The organism is Sulfitobacter sp. OXR-159, from assembly GCF_034377145.1.
Taxonomy (GTDB): domain Bacteria; phylum Pseudomonadota; class Alphaproteobacteria; order Rhodobacterales; family Rhodobacteraceae; genus Sulfitobacter.
Map to the genome: position 1 here is coordinate 421,409 of NZ_CP139707.1, position 16,372 is coordinate 437,780.

Annotated in this window: 16 protein-coding genes; 7 read left to right on the top strand and 9 right to left on the bottom strand. The window is 61.1% G+C overall.

Annotated features, from left to right (window positions below; all coding sequences use genetic code 11):
• Positions 1–3: 3 nt before the first annotated feature.
• Together T8A63_RS02050 and T8A63_RS02055 are read left to right on the top strand one after the other, a co-directional pair.
• Positions 4–2,919, top strand: a complete 2,916-nt coding sequence (locus T8A63_RS02050; protein WP_322344858.1) for a DNA translocase FtsK — start codon at positions 4–6, stop codon at positions 2,917–2,919.
• Between the two features lie 174 nt (positions 2,920–3,093).
• Positions 3,094–3,699 carry a LolA family protein gene (locus T8A63_RS02055; protein ID WP_067936428.1) on the top strand — a complete coding sequence of 202 codons (606 nt, stop codon included), beginning with the start codon at positions 3,094–3,096 and terminating at the stop codon, positions 3,697–3,699.
• Between the two features lie 70 nt (positions 3,700–3,769).
• Here the strand turns inward: T8A63_RS02055 and T8A63_RS02060 are convergent, their stop codons facing one another.
• Positions 3,770–4,360, bottom strand: coding sequence for a lytic transglycosylase (locus T8A63_RS02060; RefSeq protein ID WP_067631275.1), 591 nt, complete (start codon positions 4,358–4,360; stop codon positions 3,770–3,772).
• 297 nt (positions 4,361–4,657) lie between these two features.
• On the opposite strand from T8A63_RS02060, the gene hspQ reads away from it, so the two are divergent.
• The gene (hspQ, locus tag T8A63_RS02065; RefSeq protein WP_067261750.1) at positions 4,658–4,984 is read left to right on the top strand and encodes a heat shock protein HspQ; all 327 of its coding nucleotides are present in this window, start codon (positions 4,658–4,660) and stop codon (positions 4,982–4,984) included.
• A gap of 36 nt (positions 4,985–5,020) precedes the next feature.
• Here hspQ and T8A63_RS02070 read toward each other — a convergent pair whose 3' ends face one another.
• The 3 genes from T8A63_RS02070 to T8A63_RS02080 all read right to left on the bottom strand — a co-directional run bounded on the left by T8A63_RS02070 (position 5,021) and on the right by T8A63_RS02080 (position 7,629).
• Positions 5,021–6,598: a gamma-glutamyltransferase family protein gene (locus tag T8A63_RS02070; RefSeq protein WP_322344859.1), complete on the bottom strand. Its 1,578-nt coding sequence runs from the start codon at positions 6,596–6,598 to the stop codon at positions 5,021–5,023.
• A 223-nt stretch (positions 6,599–6,821) separates the two neighbouring features.
• A complete protein-coding gene (locus T8A63_RS02075) occupies positions 6,822–7,286 on the bottom strand; it encodes an ATP-binding protein (RefSeq protein WP_067631267.1) in 465 nt (154 codons plus the stop codon).
• 4 nt (positions 7,287–7,290) lie between these two features.
• Positions 7,291–7,629 (bottom strand): STAS domain-containing protein, encoded by a 339-nt coding sequence (locus tag T8A63_RS02080; RefSeq protein ID WP_120352124.1) that lies wholly within the window; start codon positions 7,627–7,629, stop codon positions 7,291–7,293.
• An 87-nt stretch (positions 7,630–7,716) separates the two neighbouring features.
• Here T8A63_RS02080 and T8A63_RS02085 point away from each other — a divergent pair, with 87 nt between their 5' ends.
• From T8A63_RS02085 to T8A63_RS02100, 4 genes are all read left to right on the top strand, one after another.
• Positions 7,717–8,889 (top strand): acetyl-CoA C-acyltransferase, encoded by a 1,173-nt coding sequence (locus T8A63_RS02085; RefSeq protein WP_322344860.1) that lies wholly within the window; start codon positions 7,717–7,719, stop codon positions 8,887–8,889.
• Between the two features lie 73 nt (positions 8,890–8,962).
• Entirely contained in the window at positions 8,963–9,421 is a 459-nt protein-coding gene (locus tag T8A63_RS02090; protein ID WP_067631280.1) for a GAF domain-containing protein, read from the top strand.
• A gap of 48 nt (positions 9,422–9,469) precedes the next feature.
• Positions 9,470–10,117, top strand: coding sequence for a pseudouridine synthase (locus T8A63_RS02095; RefSeq protein ID WP_067631262.1), 648 nt, complete (start codon positions 9,470–9,472; stop codon positions 10,115–10,117).
• A gap of 184 nt (positions 10,118–10,301) precedes the next feature.
• Positions 10,302–10,955: a peroxiredoxin gene (locus T8A63_RS02100; RefSeq protein WP_067937672.1), complete on the top strand. Its 654-nt coding sequence runs from the start codon at positions 10,302–10,304 to the stop codon at positions 10,953–10,955.
• A gap of 7 nt (positions 10,956–10,962) precedes the next feature.
• On the opposite strand, the gene T8A63_RS02105 is transcribed toward T8A63_RS02100, so the two are convergent.
• From T8A63_RS02105 to T8A63_RS02125, 5 genes are all read right to left on the bottom strand, one after another.
• Positions 10,963–11,715 (bottom strand): glycosyltransferase family 25 protein, encoded by a 753-nt coding sequence (locus T8A63_RS02105; protein ID WP_300054350.1) that lies wholly within the window; start codon positions 11,713–11,715, stop codon positions 10,963–10,965.
• A gap of 52 nt (positions 11,716–11,767) precedes the next feature.
• Entirely contained in the window at positions 11,768–12,472 is a 705-nt protein-coding gene (locus tag T8A63_RS02110) for a glycosyltransferase (RefSeq protein ID WP_067624305.1), read from the bottom strand.
• Between the two features lie 61 nt (positions 12,473–12,533).
• Positions 12,534–14,675 (bottom strand): polyribonucleotide nucleotidyltransferase, encoded by a 2,142-nt coding sequence (gene pnp / locus T8A63_RS02115; RefSeq protein WP_322344861.1) that lies wholly within the window; start codon positions 14,673–14,675, stop codon positions 12,534–12,536.
• Positions 14,676–14,957: 282 nt separating this feature from the next.
• Positions 14,958–15,227 (bottom strand): 30S ribosomal protein S15, encoded by a 270-nt coding sequence (gene rpsO / locus T8A63_RS02120; RefSeq protein ID WP_067624299.1) that lies wholly within the window; start codon positions 15,225–15,227, stop codon positions 14,958–14,960.
• 168 nt (positions 15,228–15,395) lie between these two features.
• Positions 15,396–16,322: a calcium-binding protein gene (locus T8A63_RS02125; RefSeq protein ID WP_322344862.1), complete on the bottom strand. Its 927-nt coding sequence runs from the start codon at positions 16,320–16,322 to the stop codon at positions 15,396–15,398.
• Between the last annotated feature and the right edge of the window lie 50 nt (positions 16,323–16,372).

Here is a 16,372-nt window from a genome sequence, read left to right on the forward strand (position 1 = left end):
GACATGGCATATCAGACACGGGGACGCGATCCATTGCTAGACAGCAACATGGCCGAGGCAATCGAAAAGCGCGGTCGTGAACTGCTGGGGCTGGCGCTGATCATGCTGGGCATTATGGCCGCCATGATGATCGGCAGCTACACGCCCGACGATCCCAACTGGATGGTCTCGACCGATGCGCCGGTGCAGAACTGGATGGGCCGGATCGGTGCCTCCATCGCTGCACCGTTGTTCATGATCGTTGGCTGGGGCGCTTGGGGCATTGCCATTGTCCTGCTGTTCTGGGGCGGGCGTTTCGCGCTGCATCAAGGCGATGACCGTGCCCTCGGGCGTCTGATCTTTGCCCCCATCGCCGTGGCGCTTGGGGCGATCTATGCCGCGACGCTGGCCCCCGGTCAGGAATGGCTGCTGACCCATAGCTTCGGTCTTGGCGGGCTTTTTGGCGATACCGTTATGGGCGCGTTGCTGACGGTCTTGCCCATCGGCTCGACCCTGACGGTCAAGCTGATGTCGCTTTTGATGGGCGTGGCGATTCTGGCTCTGGGTGCCTTTGTGCTGGGCTTCACCAAGGCCGAGTTGATGCGCATCACGCGGTTCCTGCTGGTCGGTCTGATCATGGCCTATGCCGGGTTGATGACCCTTCTGGGCCGTGGCGCCAGCGGTGCCGTTGTGGCCGCGCAGAACCTGTCGGCCCGTCAGGCCGAACGCCGTGAGCGTCGCCGTCAGGAGGCTGAGGAAGCCGAGACTTGGGCCGCACAGGATGCTGGTCAGGATTATTACGCGCAGCAAGCCCCCATGGCCGAGCCGGAAGCAGAGCCGCGCAGCCTGTTTGGCCGCATGCCCGGTCTTATCAAACGCCCCGAAGCGGACGATATGCCCGAGCCGGAACTGATCGAGACCTACAGCGACGCCATCGTGGATGAGACACCGGGCGAGGAGCGCATCAAGAGTAAGATCGCCGATGTGATCAAGAACCGCGTCCGCAATGCCAATGCGATCCACACGCCGACAACTGCGCCGCTGACCAAAGGCCGGGGCCGTGGGCCGGACCCGTTGCTGTTGAACACCAGCCAGCCCGCCACCCTGCGCGCCGAGCCGCCTTTGACCGCAGGCGCTGCCACCCTGCGCCCTGAGCCGCTGCTGCGCAAACCGCAGGTGCAGCCTGAGCCGGCACCGGAGCCGATGGTCGAAGAGCCGATGATGCAAGAGCCGATGGTTGAGCGTTACGAGGATACCGTCACCTCTGAAACCCTGCCGTTGCAGCAAGCGCCGGCGCCAGAGGCGATGAAAATCCCCGTGGCCGAGCCGCGCAAAGTGGTGCAGCAGCCAGTCCGCAAGGCCGTCCAACCCTCGAAACAGGCGCAGGTCGAAGCGCAGCCCACCTTGACCTTCGACGACACGCACCCCGGTTTCGAACTGCCGCCGCTGAGCCTTTTGGAAAGCCCCGAAGGCGTGCAGCGTTTGCACCTGAGCGATGAGGCGCTGGAAGAAAACGCGCGGATGCTGGAAACCGTTCTGGATGATTATGGCGTCAAGGGCGAGATTGTCGCCGTGCGCCCCGGCCCCGTCGTCACCATGTATGAGCTTGAGCCTGCGCCGGGCCTCAAGGCCAGCCGCGTCATCGGTCTTGCGGATGACATCGCGCGCTCCATGGCCGCGCTGTCGGCGCGTGTCTCGACCGTACCGGGCCGCAGCGTGATCGGGATCGAACTGCCGAATGAACACCGCGAGAAGGTGATCCTGCGCGAAATCCTGTCGAGTCGTGATTTCGGCGATGGCAACCAGCGCCTGCCGCTGGCGCTTGGCAAGGACATCGGCGGCGATCCGGTTGTCGCCAACCTTGCGAAAATGCCGCACCTGCTGATCGCGGGGACCACCGGTTCGGGTAAATCGGTGGCGATCAACACGATGATCCTGTCGCTGCTGTACAAGCTGACGCCGCAGGAATGCCGGATGATCATGATCGACCCCAAGATGCTGGAACTGTCGGTCTATGACGGCATTCCGCATCTGCTGTCCCCGGTTGTGACCGACCCGAAAAAGGCTGTTGTCGCGCTGAAATGGACCGTGGGCGAGATGGAAGAGCGCTATCGCAAGATGTCCAAGATGGGCGTGCGGAACATCGAAGGCTACAATGGCCGTGTCCGCGAAGCGCTGGCCAAGGGTGAGATGTTCTCTCGCACCGTGCAGACCGGTTTTGACGAGGACACCGGCGAACCGATCTTTGAGACCGAGGAAAATACCCCCGAGGCGCTGCCCTATATCGTCGTTATCGTCGACGAGATGGCCGACCTGATGATGGTCGCGGGCAAGGAAATCGAAGCCTGCATTCAGCGTCTGGCGCAGATGGCGCGGGCATCGGGTATCCACTTGATTATGGCGACGCAACGCCCCTCAGTCGATGTTATCACCGGCACGATCAAGGCGAACTTCCCGACGCGGATTTCCTTCCAAGTGACCTCGAAAATCGACAGCCGCACGATTCTGGGTGAGATGGGTGCCGAGCAGCTGCTGGGCATGGGCGACATGCTTTATATGGCAGGCGGGGCCAAGATCACCCGTTGCCACGGCCCCTTCGTCAGCGACGAAGAGGTCGAAGAGATCGTCAACCACCTCAAGCAATTCGGTGAGCCCGACTATGTCGGTGGCGTGGTCGAAGGGCCGTCCGAGGATAAAGAAAGCAACATCGACGCGGTGCTGGGCCTTGGCGGCAATACCGATGGTGAAGACGCGCTTTATGACACCGCCGTTCAGGTGGTCATCAAAGACCGCAAATGCTCGACTTCTTACATCCAGCGCAAACTGGCGATCGGCTATAACAAGGCCGCGCGTTTGGTAGAGCAGATGGAGGAAGAAGGGCTCGTGTCTCCGGCCAACCATGTTGGCAAGCGCGAGATTCTGGTGCCGGAACAGGCATAGGCTACGCGCCCCCTCCCCTCTCGGGGGCGGTCATAAAGAAAACACCGCCGGGCCTCCCTCCCGGCGGTGTTTTTTATGGGGCAGAGGCTGCGATAGCGAAAAACCGCCCCCTGATATCGAATATCACGCCCACCCGCCCTATGTCAGAACGTGAGGCAACACAGGACGAACAACATGCGTAAACTTACTTCTGCTATTCTGGCGGTTGGTCTGGCCGTATCGGCCCCCCTCGCGGCGGCGGCGCAGCAACTGTCGCTGAACGAGATCTCGGGCTATCTGAACCAGCTTCGCACCGCCAAGGGCGACTTTACCCAGATCAACGATGATGGGTCGATCAGCACGGGCACGATCTATATCAAACGCCCCGGTAAGGTACGTTTCGAATATAACGCCCCTGATTCCGGTCTGGTCGTCGCGGGTGCCAATACGGTTGTGATCTATGACAAGAAATCCAACCAACCGGCAGAGACTTACCCGTTGGCGCGTACCCCGCTGTCGATCATTTTGGCGGAAAACGTCAATCTTGGCCGCGCCAAAATGGTGACCGGTCACAGCTATGATGGCACCGCCACCACGGTCACGGCCCAAGACCCCGCCAACCCGCAATATGGCAACATCCGGATGAAGTTCACCGGCAACCCGGTGCAGCTGCGTCAGTGGATCATCAACGACGGCAATGGAAGTGCCACCACCGTTGTGCTGGGTGACATGCAGGTGGGGGGCAATATCTCCAACAGCCTGTTTGACACCGCAGGCGCACGGGCAGGCAGCAAACGCTAAGCGGCCCTGCTGAAACAAAAAACGCCCCGGCTGATCCAGCCGGGGCGTTTTGCATTGGACTAGATCGTTTTTACCAGCGGCCCAAACGGCAGCCGGCGATCTGTCTTTCATACAGCTTGGCGCGGGAATCGACCTTGCCCGCGACCCCGACCAGCCAAGCCTTGCTGTTGTAGCTCTGCCGGGAAAAACCCGTGTGCCCCTCGTGATAGGCGAGGTATTGGTTGCGGGCGTCATGCAGAGACACGCCGTTCCGGTCGCGCGTCAGGTTCATGTACCAGCCCATGAAATCGCTCGCGTCGCGGATCTCATCGCGTTTCGCACGCCAGCGGCCTTCGGATTCCAGATATTCATCCCACGTCGCGTCCAAGGCCTGTGAATAGCCAAAGGCGCTGGACTGGCGGCCCATCGGGATCACGCCCAGCACGTATTTGAACGGCGTCCGCGCGTCAGCCACGAATTTGCTTTCTTGATGGATGGTGGCCATCTGCACGTGGATTGGTACACCCCATTTGCGCTCGGTCGCGCGGAATGCGCGCAGATAGTCGGGGTGCTCTTTCAGGATCGTGCAGGCGTTATCCAGATCACGCGGGGCCGTTTGAGGCCCGCCGCCGCAGGATGCCACCAGCAGTACGATCATCATTGCGCAAAAATGCTTGCTCATCTGCCTCTCGTTTTTTGTTAGGGGACGTTTTTAAAGGACTTTAACCGATTCACCCCCTTCATCACATCACTAAATTGGGAAATTACGCGCCGCGTTGCGCGATATTGCGCTGACCGCGCAGCCCTGCGCAGGCGGTATTCCGCGAAATCCCGACAAACCGGTTGATCGCCTGCCCAGAGTGCTGCCGGAAACCCACTGTCGGTGCTGCGTTCACAGTCTGTTTCCCCGCGCACAGTCGCTGTGATTGGACAAAAGCCCCTTGAAAGGGCTACCGTCGAGGGGTAGGGGCAGCATGTTATGATACGAACACGCGCAAAATATCACCTCGGACAGATTGTCCGTCACAAGAAGCATCCCTTTCGGGGCGTGATTTTTGACGTCGACCCAGAATTCGCCAATACCGAAGAATGGTATGAGGCGATTCCCGAAGAGAACCGTCCGGTGAAAGACCAGCCGTTCTATCATCTCTTGGCCGAGAATGATCAGAGCTACTATGTGGCCTATGTATCCGAGCAGAACCTCGTGGCTGATTATTCGGGGGAGCCTGTGGACCACCCCGATATCCCCGATCTGTTTGGCCCCTTCACCGACGGGGCCTATCCGCTGCATTTCCAGATGAACTGAGCCCGGCGGGCCGTTGCCAGCCCGCCAGACGTTTTATCAATACCCCAAGGCACAGCCGTCCTTGCGCGGGTCGCTCGCGCCTTCCAGCACGCCATCTTCGCGGATGCGGATCGCCTGCGCACCGCCGATTGCCGTTTCAGGCACTTCGACCTTATGGCCCAGATCGCTCAGTGTCTGGCGCACATCGTCGCCAAAGCCGCGTTCGACCTTCATCACTTGCCCATCGGCAAAGGCGCGGGGCGCGTCGATGGCGCTTTGCACGTCCATGCCGAAATCGGTGAGGTTCGAGGCAAAGCGCGCGTGGCCGCAGGGCTGATAGGCCCCGCCCATCACCCCAAAGGGCATGGTCACGCGACCGTTTTCGCGGATCATGCCGGGAATGATCGTATGCATCGGGCGTTTGCCGCCTTTCAGCTCATTCGGGTGGCCGTGTTCCAGCGTGAAGCCCGCGCCACGGTTTTGCAGCAGGATGCCGAACTTATCCGACGCGATGCCAGAGCCGAAGCCATGGAAGATCGAATAGATCAGCGAGACCGACATGCCGTCACCATCCACCACGGTGATATAGATCGTGTCTTTGTGCACCGCCTCGCTGATCGGCGCGGCGGCGACCATGGCGCGTTTGGGATCGATCAGCGCTGCAAGGGCGCGGGCGGTCTCAGCCGCCAACATATGCTCCAACCGCGTGGTGTGATCCGGGTCCGCCAGAAACCGGTTGCGCGCGTCATAGGCCAGTTTGGTGGCCTCGGCCTCAATATGCAGCCGCTCGGCCCCTAGCGGGTCCATACCGGCGATGTCGAAGTGATCTAGGATATTCATCAGCAGCAAGGCGGTCGCCCCTTGGCCATTGGGCGGATGTTCGACCACTTCGAGGTCTTTGTAGTGGCCCGACACGGGCGTCGAGACCTCGGCGCGGGCGCTGGCGAAATCCTCGGCGCTATGGCTGCCACCTGCGGCTTGCAGGGTGGCGATCATGTCTTCGGCGATCTCTCCGGTGTAGAAGGCATCGCGCCCTTTCGCGGCCACGCGACGCAGCACTTCGGCCTGTCCCGGCGCGCGGAAAATATCACCGACGCGGGGCGTTTTACCTTTGATGAGGAAGTGGTCCCGCGCGCGCCCCTGAAGGGTGCCGCCGTCCGTGGCCCAGTCGAAAGCCACGCGCGGGGCGACGGGCACCCCGGCATCGGCATAGTGGATCGCGGGGGCCAGCAGCGCGTCCAGCCCCAGCTTGCCGAGGTTGTCTGACAGGTGGCAAAAGGCATCTATGGCGGTGGGAATGGTCACCGCATCGGCTGAGCGCAGCGGCACCGTCTTCTCGCCCTTGTCGCGCAGCTTGGCGGCGTCCAGCGCCGCTGGTGCACGGCCTGAGCCGTTGAGCGCATGGACTTCCTCGCTCCCCGCTGGGGAGTAGAGGACGAAGCAATCGCCGCCAATCCCGGTCATCTGCGGCTCGCAGATGCCCAGCAGAACCGCCCCTGCAATGGCCGCGTCCATGGCGTTGCCCCCGCGCGCAAGGATATCGACCGCCGCCCGCGCGGCGAGCGGGTGCGACGTGGCGCAGATGCCATTGGTGGCCAAGACCGGTGACCGGCCGGGAAAGTGAAAATCGCGCATGTGCTGTCCCTCGCTGATATATCAGCGTGACCCTAGACGGTCATTTCGGTTCTGCCAATGCGGGGAAAGATCCTCGGCACCGCGTACTGGGTGGGGGCTATTAAACACGGTGCCGAGGGAAGCTATTTGCAGCTACAGGCACTCTTTTGCCCTACAACAAAGGCGCAATTGTGATCCCAGCAGGGCCGTTTTGCGAAATCTGCCTGCCGCACTGCCGCAGGGGTTAACGCGGCGGCAACCCGACCGGGAGCCGCAGGTCGATCCGGTTCTCTTGGGCCAGACGGCGATAGCTCAGGTCTTTTGCTAGATCGCGGATCAGAAACCAGCCAAAACCCCCTTCAGGAAGATCGCAGACCGGGCGGTCGATCTCTTGCGGCAGGCCCAAGGGCGCTTGCAGGTCGGGCATTGGCAGTCCCTCGTCCGACACGGCAAGGTGCAGGCCATCGGGCGCATGATGACAGGCAATATGGATGGGGCCGGGGAGGTCGGCATCCGAATAGGCATGTTCGACGATATTGTTGAGCATTTCGGCGACGACCAATCGCACCACGCAGACCTCTTCGGCCTCAAGCGCGAGGCAGGTGAGACCGTCCAGCAAGAGCGTCAGAGCCTCCCGCGCGGCGTGGGGGCCGCTGTGAACGGTGATCTCAAACGGGCAAAGCGCAGAGCGCGCGGCGGGTTGCCGCATGGCGCTATCCCCGGTGCGCGCTGAGGGCGGCGTCCAGCGTGTGAAAAATGCCAAAAACCGTGTCCATCCGGGTAAGGGTAAAGACCTTTTCCACCGCCGGAGTTAGCCCGGCCAGCACCAAGGCCCGCTGCGGTGCCAGATGTTTCATCGCCGCCACGATCGCGCCCAGCCCGCTGGAATCGATGAAGTTGACCCGGTGTAGGTCAAGGATCACAACCGATGGCGCTTGGGTCGTGGCGCGGCGCACCGCGTCTTTGAACTCCAGCGCGGCGGCGGCGTCGATCCGTTCGTGCAGCACGCTGACCACGCAAAAGCGGTCTTCTGTTTTGGCGGAAACTTCCATAAACATGCCTCGAGACTTTGAAGTTCGAGACGTGATTAACCGTAAAACCTTACCAACTGGTTTGCGGTGCAACTCTAGGAGAACGTGATGCGCAATGTCGTGATAACCGGTGCAGCCAGAACCCCGATGGGCGGTTTCCAAGGGGCTTTCCAAGGGCTGACAGCCGCGGAATTGGGCGGCAGCGCGATCAAGGCGGCGTTGGGAACGACGGATCCCGCCGAGGTGCAGGAGCTGCTGATGGGCTGTGTTTTGCCCGCAGGGCAGGGCCAAGCGCCCGCGCGTCAGGCCGGGTTCAAGGCGGGGCTGGGGGAAGGTGTGCCCGCCACCACGCTCAATAAAATGTGCGGCTCTGGCATGAAAGCGGCGATGATGGCCTTTGACCAGATCGCGCTTGGCCATACCGATGTGATGGTCGCGGGCGGCATGGAGAGCATGACCAACGCGCCTTATGTGCTGCCCAAGATGCGCGGCGGCGCGCGGTTGGGCCATGGGCAGGTGATCGACCATATGTTCCTTGATGGCCTGGAAGACGCCTATGACAAAGGCCGCCTGATGGGCACCTTTGCCGAAGATTGCGCCGAGCGGTTTCAGATTACCCGTGAGACCCAAGACAACTATGCACTCGCGTCGCTGTCGCGGGCGATTGAGGCCCAAGAGGGCGGTGCCTTTGCGGATGAAATCGCCCCGGTTGAGGTGACATCGCGCAAGGGCAGCACCACGGTCGGCGCGGATGAGCAGCCTGCCAGCGCCCGGCCTGAGAAGATCCCTCAGTTAAAACCGGCCTTCCGTGAGGGGGGTACGGTGACGGCGGCGAATTCCTCGTCGATCTCCGATGGGGCGGCAGCGCTGGTGCTGGCGGATGAGGAGACCGCCAAGACCCGCGGCCAGACCATCCGCGCACGGATCGTCGGCCATGCCAGCCACGCGCAAGCGCCGGGGCTTTTCACCACTGCACCCGTGCCCGCAGCGCAGAAACTGCTGGAGCGGATCGGCTGGAAGAAAGAAGACGTGGACCTGTGGGAGGTCAATGAAGCCTTCGCCGTGGTGCCGCTGGCCTTCATGCATGAGATGGACCTGTCGCATGACATCGTGAACGTCAACGGCGGCGCCTGTGCGCTTGGCCATCCCATCGGTGCCTCAGGCGCGCGGATCATGGTGACCCTGTTGAACGCACTGGAAAAGCGCGGGTTGAAGCGCGGTGTCGCGGCGATCTGCATCGGCGGCGGCGAAGGCACGGCCATCGCGATTGAACGCCCCTGATCCCACGGCTCTTAGACGTATCCAAAGGGGGGCGTGCTGCCTCCCTTTCTCTATCCGCAATATGAGTTTTTCCATGACAGTCGACTACCAAACCCTATCGAAAACCATTGCCGCTCTGACGGAGGGCGAAGACGATGCCGTGGCGCTGATGGCCACCATCGCCTGCGAGGTACATCACGCAGATGACCGGTTCGACTGGACCGGGTTCTACCGTGTCACCGCGCCTGAGTTGCTTAAGATCGGGCCCTATCAAGGCGGACACGGCTGTTTGGTGATCCCGTTTTCGCGCGGGGTCTGCGGGGCTGCGGCCCGCACGGGCGAGGTGCAATTGGTGGAAGATGTCGATGCCTTCCCGGGCCATATCGCCTGCGCCTCGTCGACGCGGTCGGAATTGGTGCTGCCGGTCTGGAACGGCGCGGGGGAACTTCTGGGGGTCTTTGATATCGACAGCGACCAGCCCAATGCATTCACCCAAGCGGATGCCGATGCATTGGCCGCGATCCTCAAAGACAGTTTCGCTGCGGTCGCCTGACCGCCACGCGCCGCTTGATCCGCGGGGCGGCATCTGCGAGGGGGAACCATGGATAGCGAATATAACCCGCCGCAGGATCCGCTGGTCATTCTGCATGAAGACGCCGAAGTTTTGCTGGTCGATAAGCCTTCTGGTTTGCTGAGCGTGCCGGGCAAGGGCGAGCATCTGGCCGATTGCCTGATCGCGCGGGTGCAGGCGGTCTTTCCCGAGGCGTTGCTGGTGCATCGGTTGGATCGGGACACCTCGGGCGTGATGATCTTTGCGATGACACCCCATGCACAGCGCCATCTTGGGCTGCAGTTTGAAAAACGCATGACGCGAAAAACCTATGTTGCCCGGGTCTGGGGCGTGCCGGAAGAGAAGTCCGGCACAGTCGATCTGCCGTTGATCGTTGATTGGCCCAATCGTCCGCTGCAGATGGTGTGTCATGAGACCGGCAAGCCCGCGCAGACCGACTGGAAAAAGATCAAGTCCGATGGCGAGACCGCGCGCATGCGCCTGTTCCCCAAAACAGGACGCAGCCACCAGCTGCGCGTGCATATGCTGGCGCTTGGGCATCCTATTCTGGGCGATCCGTTCTATGCCACCGGGCCTGCGCGGGATTTTCCGCGGTTGATGCTGCATAGTGAGGAGTTGCGGTTTAACCATCCGCAGGGCGGGACATCGACCAAGGTCCGGGCGAAGGCGCCGTTCTGAGGGGTGCTCCGTGCCCGGCCTTGTGATGTGAGGCGGGGCGGGATCGGTATTTAAGAAAGGATGAAGGAGAAGGGGGCCGTGGCGCTGCGGTGAAGTTTTACTTTGTGGCAATCGGGGGGGTGAAAATGGCGGGGTTTGCGATTACCTCTAGCCTATCTGTTCACAGATTGACCCGGAGGATATCATGGGCTTGCGTATCAACGACACTATTCCCGACCTTACCGTCGAAACCGATCAGGGCAGTTTTTCGCTGCATGAGTTCGTCGGTGACAGCTGGGCGATCCTGTTCTCGCATCCGAAGGATTTCACCCCCGTTTGCACGACCGAATTCGGCGCCGTGGCGCGGCTTTCCGATGAGTGGGAAAAGCGCGGCACGAAGGTGATTGGCGTCAGCGTTGACGGGGTTGAAGAGCATAAGAAATGGAAGGGCGATATTGAGAAGGTTGCAGGCACCAAGGCCGGTTTCCCGATTATCGCGGATGCCGGGCTGGAGGTGTCGAAGGCCTTTGATATGCTGCCCGCCGAAGCCTACATGCCCGATGGCCGCACGCCCAACGACAGTGCCACTGTGCGGTCGGTCTTTATCATTTCGCCGGATAAGCAGTTGAAGCTGAGCATGACCTACCCGATGAACGTGGGCCGCAACTTTGCCGAGGTGCTGCGGGCGCTGGATGGGTTGCAGACTGCTGGCAAGAATGGCGTCGCAACGCCGGCGGATTGGCAGGTGGGCGAGGATGTAATCATTCCCGCGACCGTGTCAGACGAGGACGCCAAGGCGAAGTTCGGGGCGTTTGAGACTGTGTTGCCCTATCTGCGTAAGGCCAAGCTGCCGGGTTGATGCGCTGTTAGCGATGGCCGAGCTTATGCGCGAAGGCCATCGCTTTTTCATGCAGCAAGCGGCGCTGTTTGCGCAGACCATAGAGCGGCGACCGGCGGAACTGACCCCGATTTCCGCCTGAACGGGCGGAAATGTCACTGTCGAACCGGCCAGCGGTCACGAGGTTTTGGGCGGTTGCCAGCCCCATGTCGGAACGTGTGAGGACTTGTCTTAACATATTGTCTGCGGGGCAGAAAATAGGCTCGGAGGCGGCAAGGAAGGCATTGGCTCCGGCGCGGTTCCAGATCAGCGCATGGGCGAGCATGGGGAAATAGTGAGCGCGGAGCACTTCAATGCCTGCGACCTCGGCCATGGGACTGGTGATTTTCAAGCGTGTTGCGCCCAAGTTGACGCAGTGCCAATCGTCGCGGGCGCGGAGCCATTCTATCAGTTTCGGCACGGCGGTTTTGAACTCAGGCTGTAGGGCGATATCATCTTCGAAAACGAAGCCGATCTCATCGCCGCTTTCCAGAAAGGCTGTGGCGGCGCGTTGGTGGGAGACGTAGCATCCGACCTCACCTTGGGTCATCGAGCGGCCCATGAACCGTCGGGCTTTGCTATCATCATAGGGCGCGAACTGCGCGAGGTCGATTTCACGCCCGTCAAATGCGTCTACGCGGATTGGGTCGACTTGGGCCCCGTCCAGTTCGGCCTTCGCGCTGTCCAGCCGTTGGGGAGAGGCGGCGAGATTGATGACGAATCCCTTGGGGCGCTGCGGCATGGATTTGACCTCATCCCTGTCGGCCCGGGGGACGGCAACAGGTTCTTACGGGTTAAACTTTGGGGGTGGGTCGACCGCGCAGCCAGTTTTTGAATCGTTTGAAGGCGGAAGGCGGTTTGTGGGCGACGCTGACAAACCCGATGTGCTGGCAAGCGCCGGGTTTCAGAAAGGCCGTGAATTTACCCTGTTTGCGCAGGTGACGCGAAATATGGCTTTCACGTTTGAAACCGCTGAAGCCGCCAACCTCTTTCCAGAGGGAGAGGGGGGCAAGATGCGGGTTGAACGTATAGCCATACCATTTAGGGCTGAGGGCATCCATGCGCGCGTAGGAGACGCCTGCACAGTCCTCCTTGACGATCTGGGCGCGGGCCGCGTCTTCGATGAAGAAGTTATCGGTGTCGCGGAAACAGACCGAGGAAACATCGGGATGTGCCTCTAGCAGGCGCAGGGCGTCATCTAAAAAATCGTGGCGGGTGAATTCCCAGTCGTCTTCCATGTGAAAGACATAAGGCGTGCGCACCTTGGCATACATGGCGTCAACGGCGGGGTGGTGTCCGACCTGTTTGCCCAGATCAATGCGTTGGCCGTGGGGGCAGAGACGGTCGAAGACCGCGCTTGTTTCGGCATCGCCAAAGTCGTTGATGCCAATGATGGGGAGCTTACGCAGTTCCGGGCCGAGGCTTTCGAGCGTTTGTTGCAGGACATCGGGGCGCAGCCCCATGGTGATGCAAATCGTGACCAGATTCTCTGCGCTCATGTCTTGTACTGCCCTGCGGGAAAAACTGCGGACCCCGGTGGGGGTCCGCAGCAGGTTTTAATCAACCTTCTGCCGGTTCTTTCTTCTCGGCAGCGACTTCTTCACCAGTTTCCTGATCGACGACTTTCATCGACAGGCGCACCTTGCCGCGATCATCAAAGCCCAGAAGCTTCACTTTCACTTCCTGACCTTCCTTCAGAACGTCCGAAGGGTGGTTCAGGCGGCGGTTTTCGATCTGGGACACGTGGACCAGACCGTCGCGCTTGCCAAAGAAGTTCACGAAAGCGCCGAAATCGACGATCTTGACCACGGTGCCGGTGTAGACCGCGCCCTCTTCGGGCTCTGCCACGATCGAATAGATCATGTCGTAGGCCTTTTTGATGGCGTCGCCATTGGCGCTGGCGATCTTGATGATGCCTTCGTCGTTGATGTCGACCTTGGCGCCAGAGACTTCGACGATCTCGCGGATCACCTTGCCGCCGGACCCGATCACTTCACGGATCTTGTCGGTGGGGATCTGCATGGTCTCGATGCGCGGTGCGTGCACGGAGAAGTCCGCGGCACCCGAGATCGCTTTGTTCATCTCGCCAAGGATGTGGATACGGCCTTCTTTGGCCTGAGCCAGAGCTTTTTCCATGATCTCGGGCGTGATGCCTGCAACCTTGATGTCCATCTGCAGCGACGTGATGCCCGCTTCGGTCCCGGCCACTTTGAAGTCCATGTCGCCGAGGTGATCTTCGTCACCCAGGATGTCCGACAGGATCGCGTAGGAGCCGTCGTCTTCGAGGATCAGACCCATCGCCACACCGGCCACAGCCGATTTCAGCGGCACGCCCGCGTCCATCATGGACAGCGAACCACCGCAGACCGATGCCATCGACGAGGAGCCGTTGGATTCGGTGATCTCGGACACGAGACGGATGGTGTAGGGGAAGTCTGTCGCTGCGGGCAGAACCGCCTGCAGGGCACGCCAAGCGAGCTTACCGTGGCCGACTTCACGACGGCCGGGAGGGCCCACGCGACCAACTTCACCAACCGAGTAGGGGGGGAAGTTATAGTGCAGCAGGAAGTTCGATTTGAAGTTGCCGTGCAGCGCGTCGATGAACTGCTCATCGTCGCCGGTGCCGAGCGTGGTCACGACGAGGCCTTGCGTTTCACCACGGGTGAAGAGCGCCGAGCCGTGGGTCCGCGGCAGGATGCCGGTTTCTGCCACGATATCGCGGATTTCGTCGGTGCGACGACCGTCGATACGCTTGCCGGTTTTCACCACGTCGCCGCGCAGGATGCTGGCCTCAAGGCCCTTCATCGCGGAGCCGAGGTTCTTGTCCTCAAGCTGCTCTTCGCTGAGCTTGCCTTTGATCGTTTCGCGTGCGGCGGCAACAGCGGCGGTGCGCTCTTGCTTGTCGGCGATAGCGAATGCAGCGCGCATTTCGTCTTCGCCAGCGGCTTTTACAGCGGCGGACAGATCAGAGTAGTCGTCTGGCTGGAAGTCAAACGGCTCTTTCGCGGCGTCTTCGGCCAAATCGATGATCAGGTCGATGACCGGCTGGATCTGGTCGTGGGCAAATTTCACCGCACCCAGCATTTCCTCTTCCGACAGCTCATAGGCTTCGGATTCGACCATCATCACGGCGTCTTTGGTGCCGGCGACAACCAGATCGAGGCGCTGCTCGGGGTTCAGGCGCAGGTCCTGCATGTCGTCGATTGTTGGGTTCAGGATGTAATCGCCATCCTCATAGCCCACGCGGCAGCCAGCAATCGGGCCACGGAACGGCGCGCCGGAGATCGTCAGCGCGGCGGAAGCGGCGATCATGGCGACCATATCGGGGTCGTTGACCAGATCGTGGCTCAGCACGGTGCACATCACCAGAACTTCGTTTTTGAAGCCGGGGACAAAGAGCGGGCGGATCGGACGGTCGATCAGACGCGCGGTCAGGGTCTCTTTCTCGGTGGGGCGGGCCTCACGCTTGAAGAAGCCACCCGGTACTTTACCGGCGGCATAATATTTCTCTTGGTAGTGCACGGTCAGGGGGAAGAAGTCCTGGCCCGGCTTTTGCTGACGTGCGTACGTCACGTTGGCCATAACGCTGGTTTCCCCCAGCGTGGCAATCACCGACCCGTCCGCCTGACGGGCAACCTTACCGGTTTCCAGTGTCAGCGTCTCTTCGCCCCACTGGATCGATTTTTTCGTTACATTAAACATCTACGTTTCCTTTTTGGCCCATTGGCCATTGCATAGGGGCCGTATTGCCCCTGACTCCGGTATCTTCTTTTTCAGGCGCAGGAGTCCGCGCGCCGGATTTCAGATTGCGCGGACATACAGGTTTTCAAGGCAAATGGGAAGCGTTCTGTCGCAGCGGGGCTGTGAGCGGCGGCTTCTCTCCGTTGCGCACTGTGCTGACCTGCGCGCAACAAAAAACCTCCCGGCGCGGGCCGGGAGGTTTGGGTCGTCCTGTCACCGGGAAACCCGGCGGGCTGTCCGCAATTAGCGGCGCAGGCCGAGGCGCTTGATCAGGTCCTGATAACGGGACTCATCTTTGGCCTTAACGTAATCCAGCAGCTTGCGGCGCGTCGCGACCATTTTCAAAAGACCACGGCGGCCGTGGTTGTCTTTTTTGTGGGTCTTGAAGTGCTCGGTCAGCGTGACGATGCGCGAGGTCAGAATGGCAACCTGTACTTCGGGCGAACCGGTGTCGCCTTCTTTGGTGCCGAAATCTTTCATGACTTTTGCTTTTTCTTCAGCAGTAATCGACATCGGGGTCTCCTTTCGAAAAGAGTTTAAATGGATGGCGCAGGCCGGGATGTCGTCCAGCTCAGGCCCATGGAGATATCACCCGCTGACGGAATCAGCAGGCGATGGGGGCGTATAGGAGGAATTCGCGCCTTTGGCAAAGGGTGATTTATGCGCCGATAGCGCGCCGTGTCACGCCGCAAGGCCAAGGTCAAAGGCCGCAGACAGCGGGATCAGCGCAATATCGTCCATCGTGACGCTGTCGCCGACCACCCGCGCGACGATGATATCGTCTAGCAGGACAAGCGTTTGTCCCGCGTCATCGGGGTCGGGCAGGATCGACAGCGGCGGCTCTGCCCCGGTGGCGCTGCTGTCGTCCCACACAAAAAGCAGCGAATCATCTTCTGCGTGATAATCCGTGATTTGCGCCGCCCCGCCTTGGCCGATCCAGTCCCCCAAGGCGATTTGATCCGTGCCCTCGCCGGATGTCACCACGTCCCCGGCCCCCGCAACGATCAGGTCATCCCCGCCGCCACCGTTCAGGTAATCACGGCTTTGCAGGTCATCCGCCCCGGTAAGCGTGTCATCCCCCCAGCCGCCAAAGAGCGTATCCTCGCCCGCGCCGCCGCGCAGCGCATCATCGCCAAGCCCGCCTTGCAGCGCGTCACTCCCAGCTTCGCCATTCAGCACGTCATCACCCGCAGAGCCTTGCAGCGCGTCATCGCCCGCACCGCCATAGAGGAAGTCATCGTCATTATGGCCAAAGAGGCTGTCGTTCCCTGCGCCGCCGAAAAGGTCATCATCTCCGTCGTTGCCATGTAGGCTGTCGCCGCCATCGCCGCCGCGCAGCGTATCATCACCGTGGTGGCCGTGCAGGTCATCAGCGCCGCCACCGCCCTGCAACAGATCATTCCCGCCGTAGCCGCCAAGCTGATCATCGCCCGTGCCGCCCTGCACCGTCTCGCTGTCATCGCTGCCTGAAAGGATATCTCCGACCGTGCCGGGACCGCCGTGGGGGATATCTCCCTCCGGCATCCCCTCCTCAGGTGGGGTTTCGATTTCAACGAGAGTGACAGCGCCGACCGCCATCAGACCCATCACACCAGCCAGCCACAACATGCGCAGTTCCACCCGTTCATTGCTTGATGCCCCACACATCATCCCGCCTT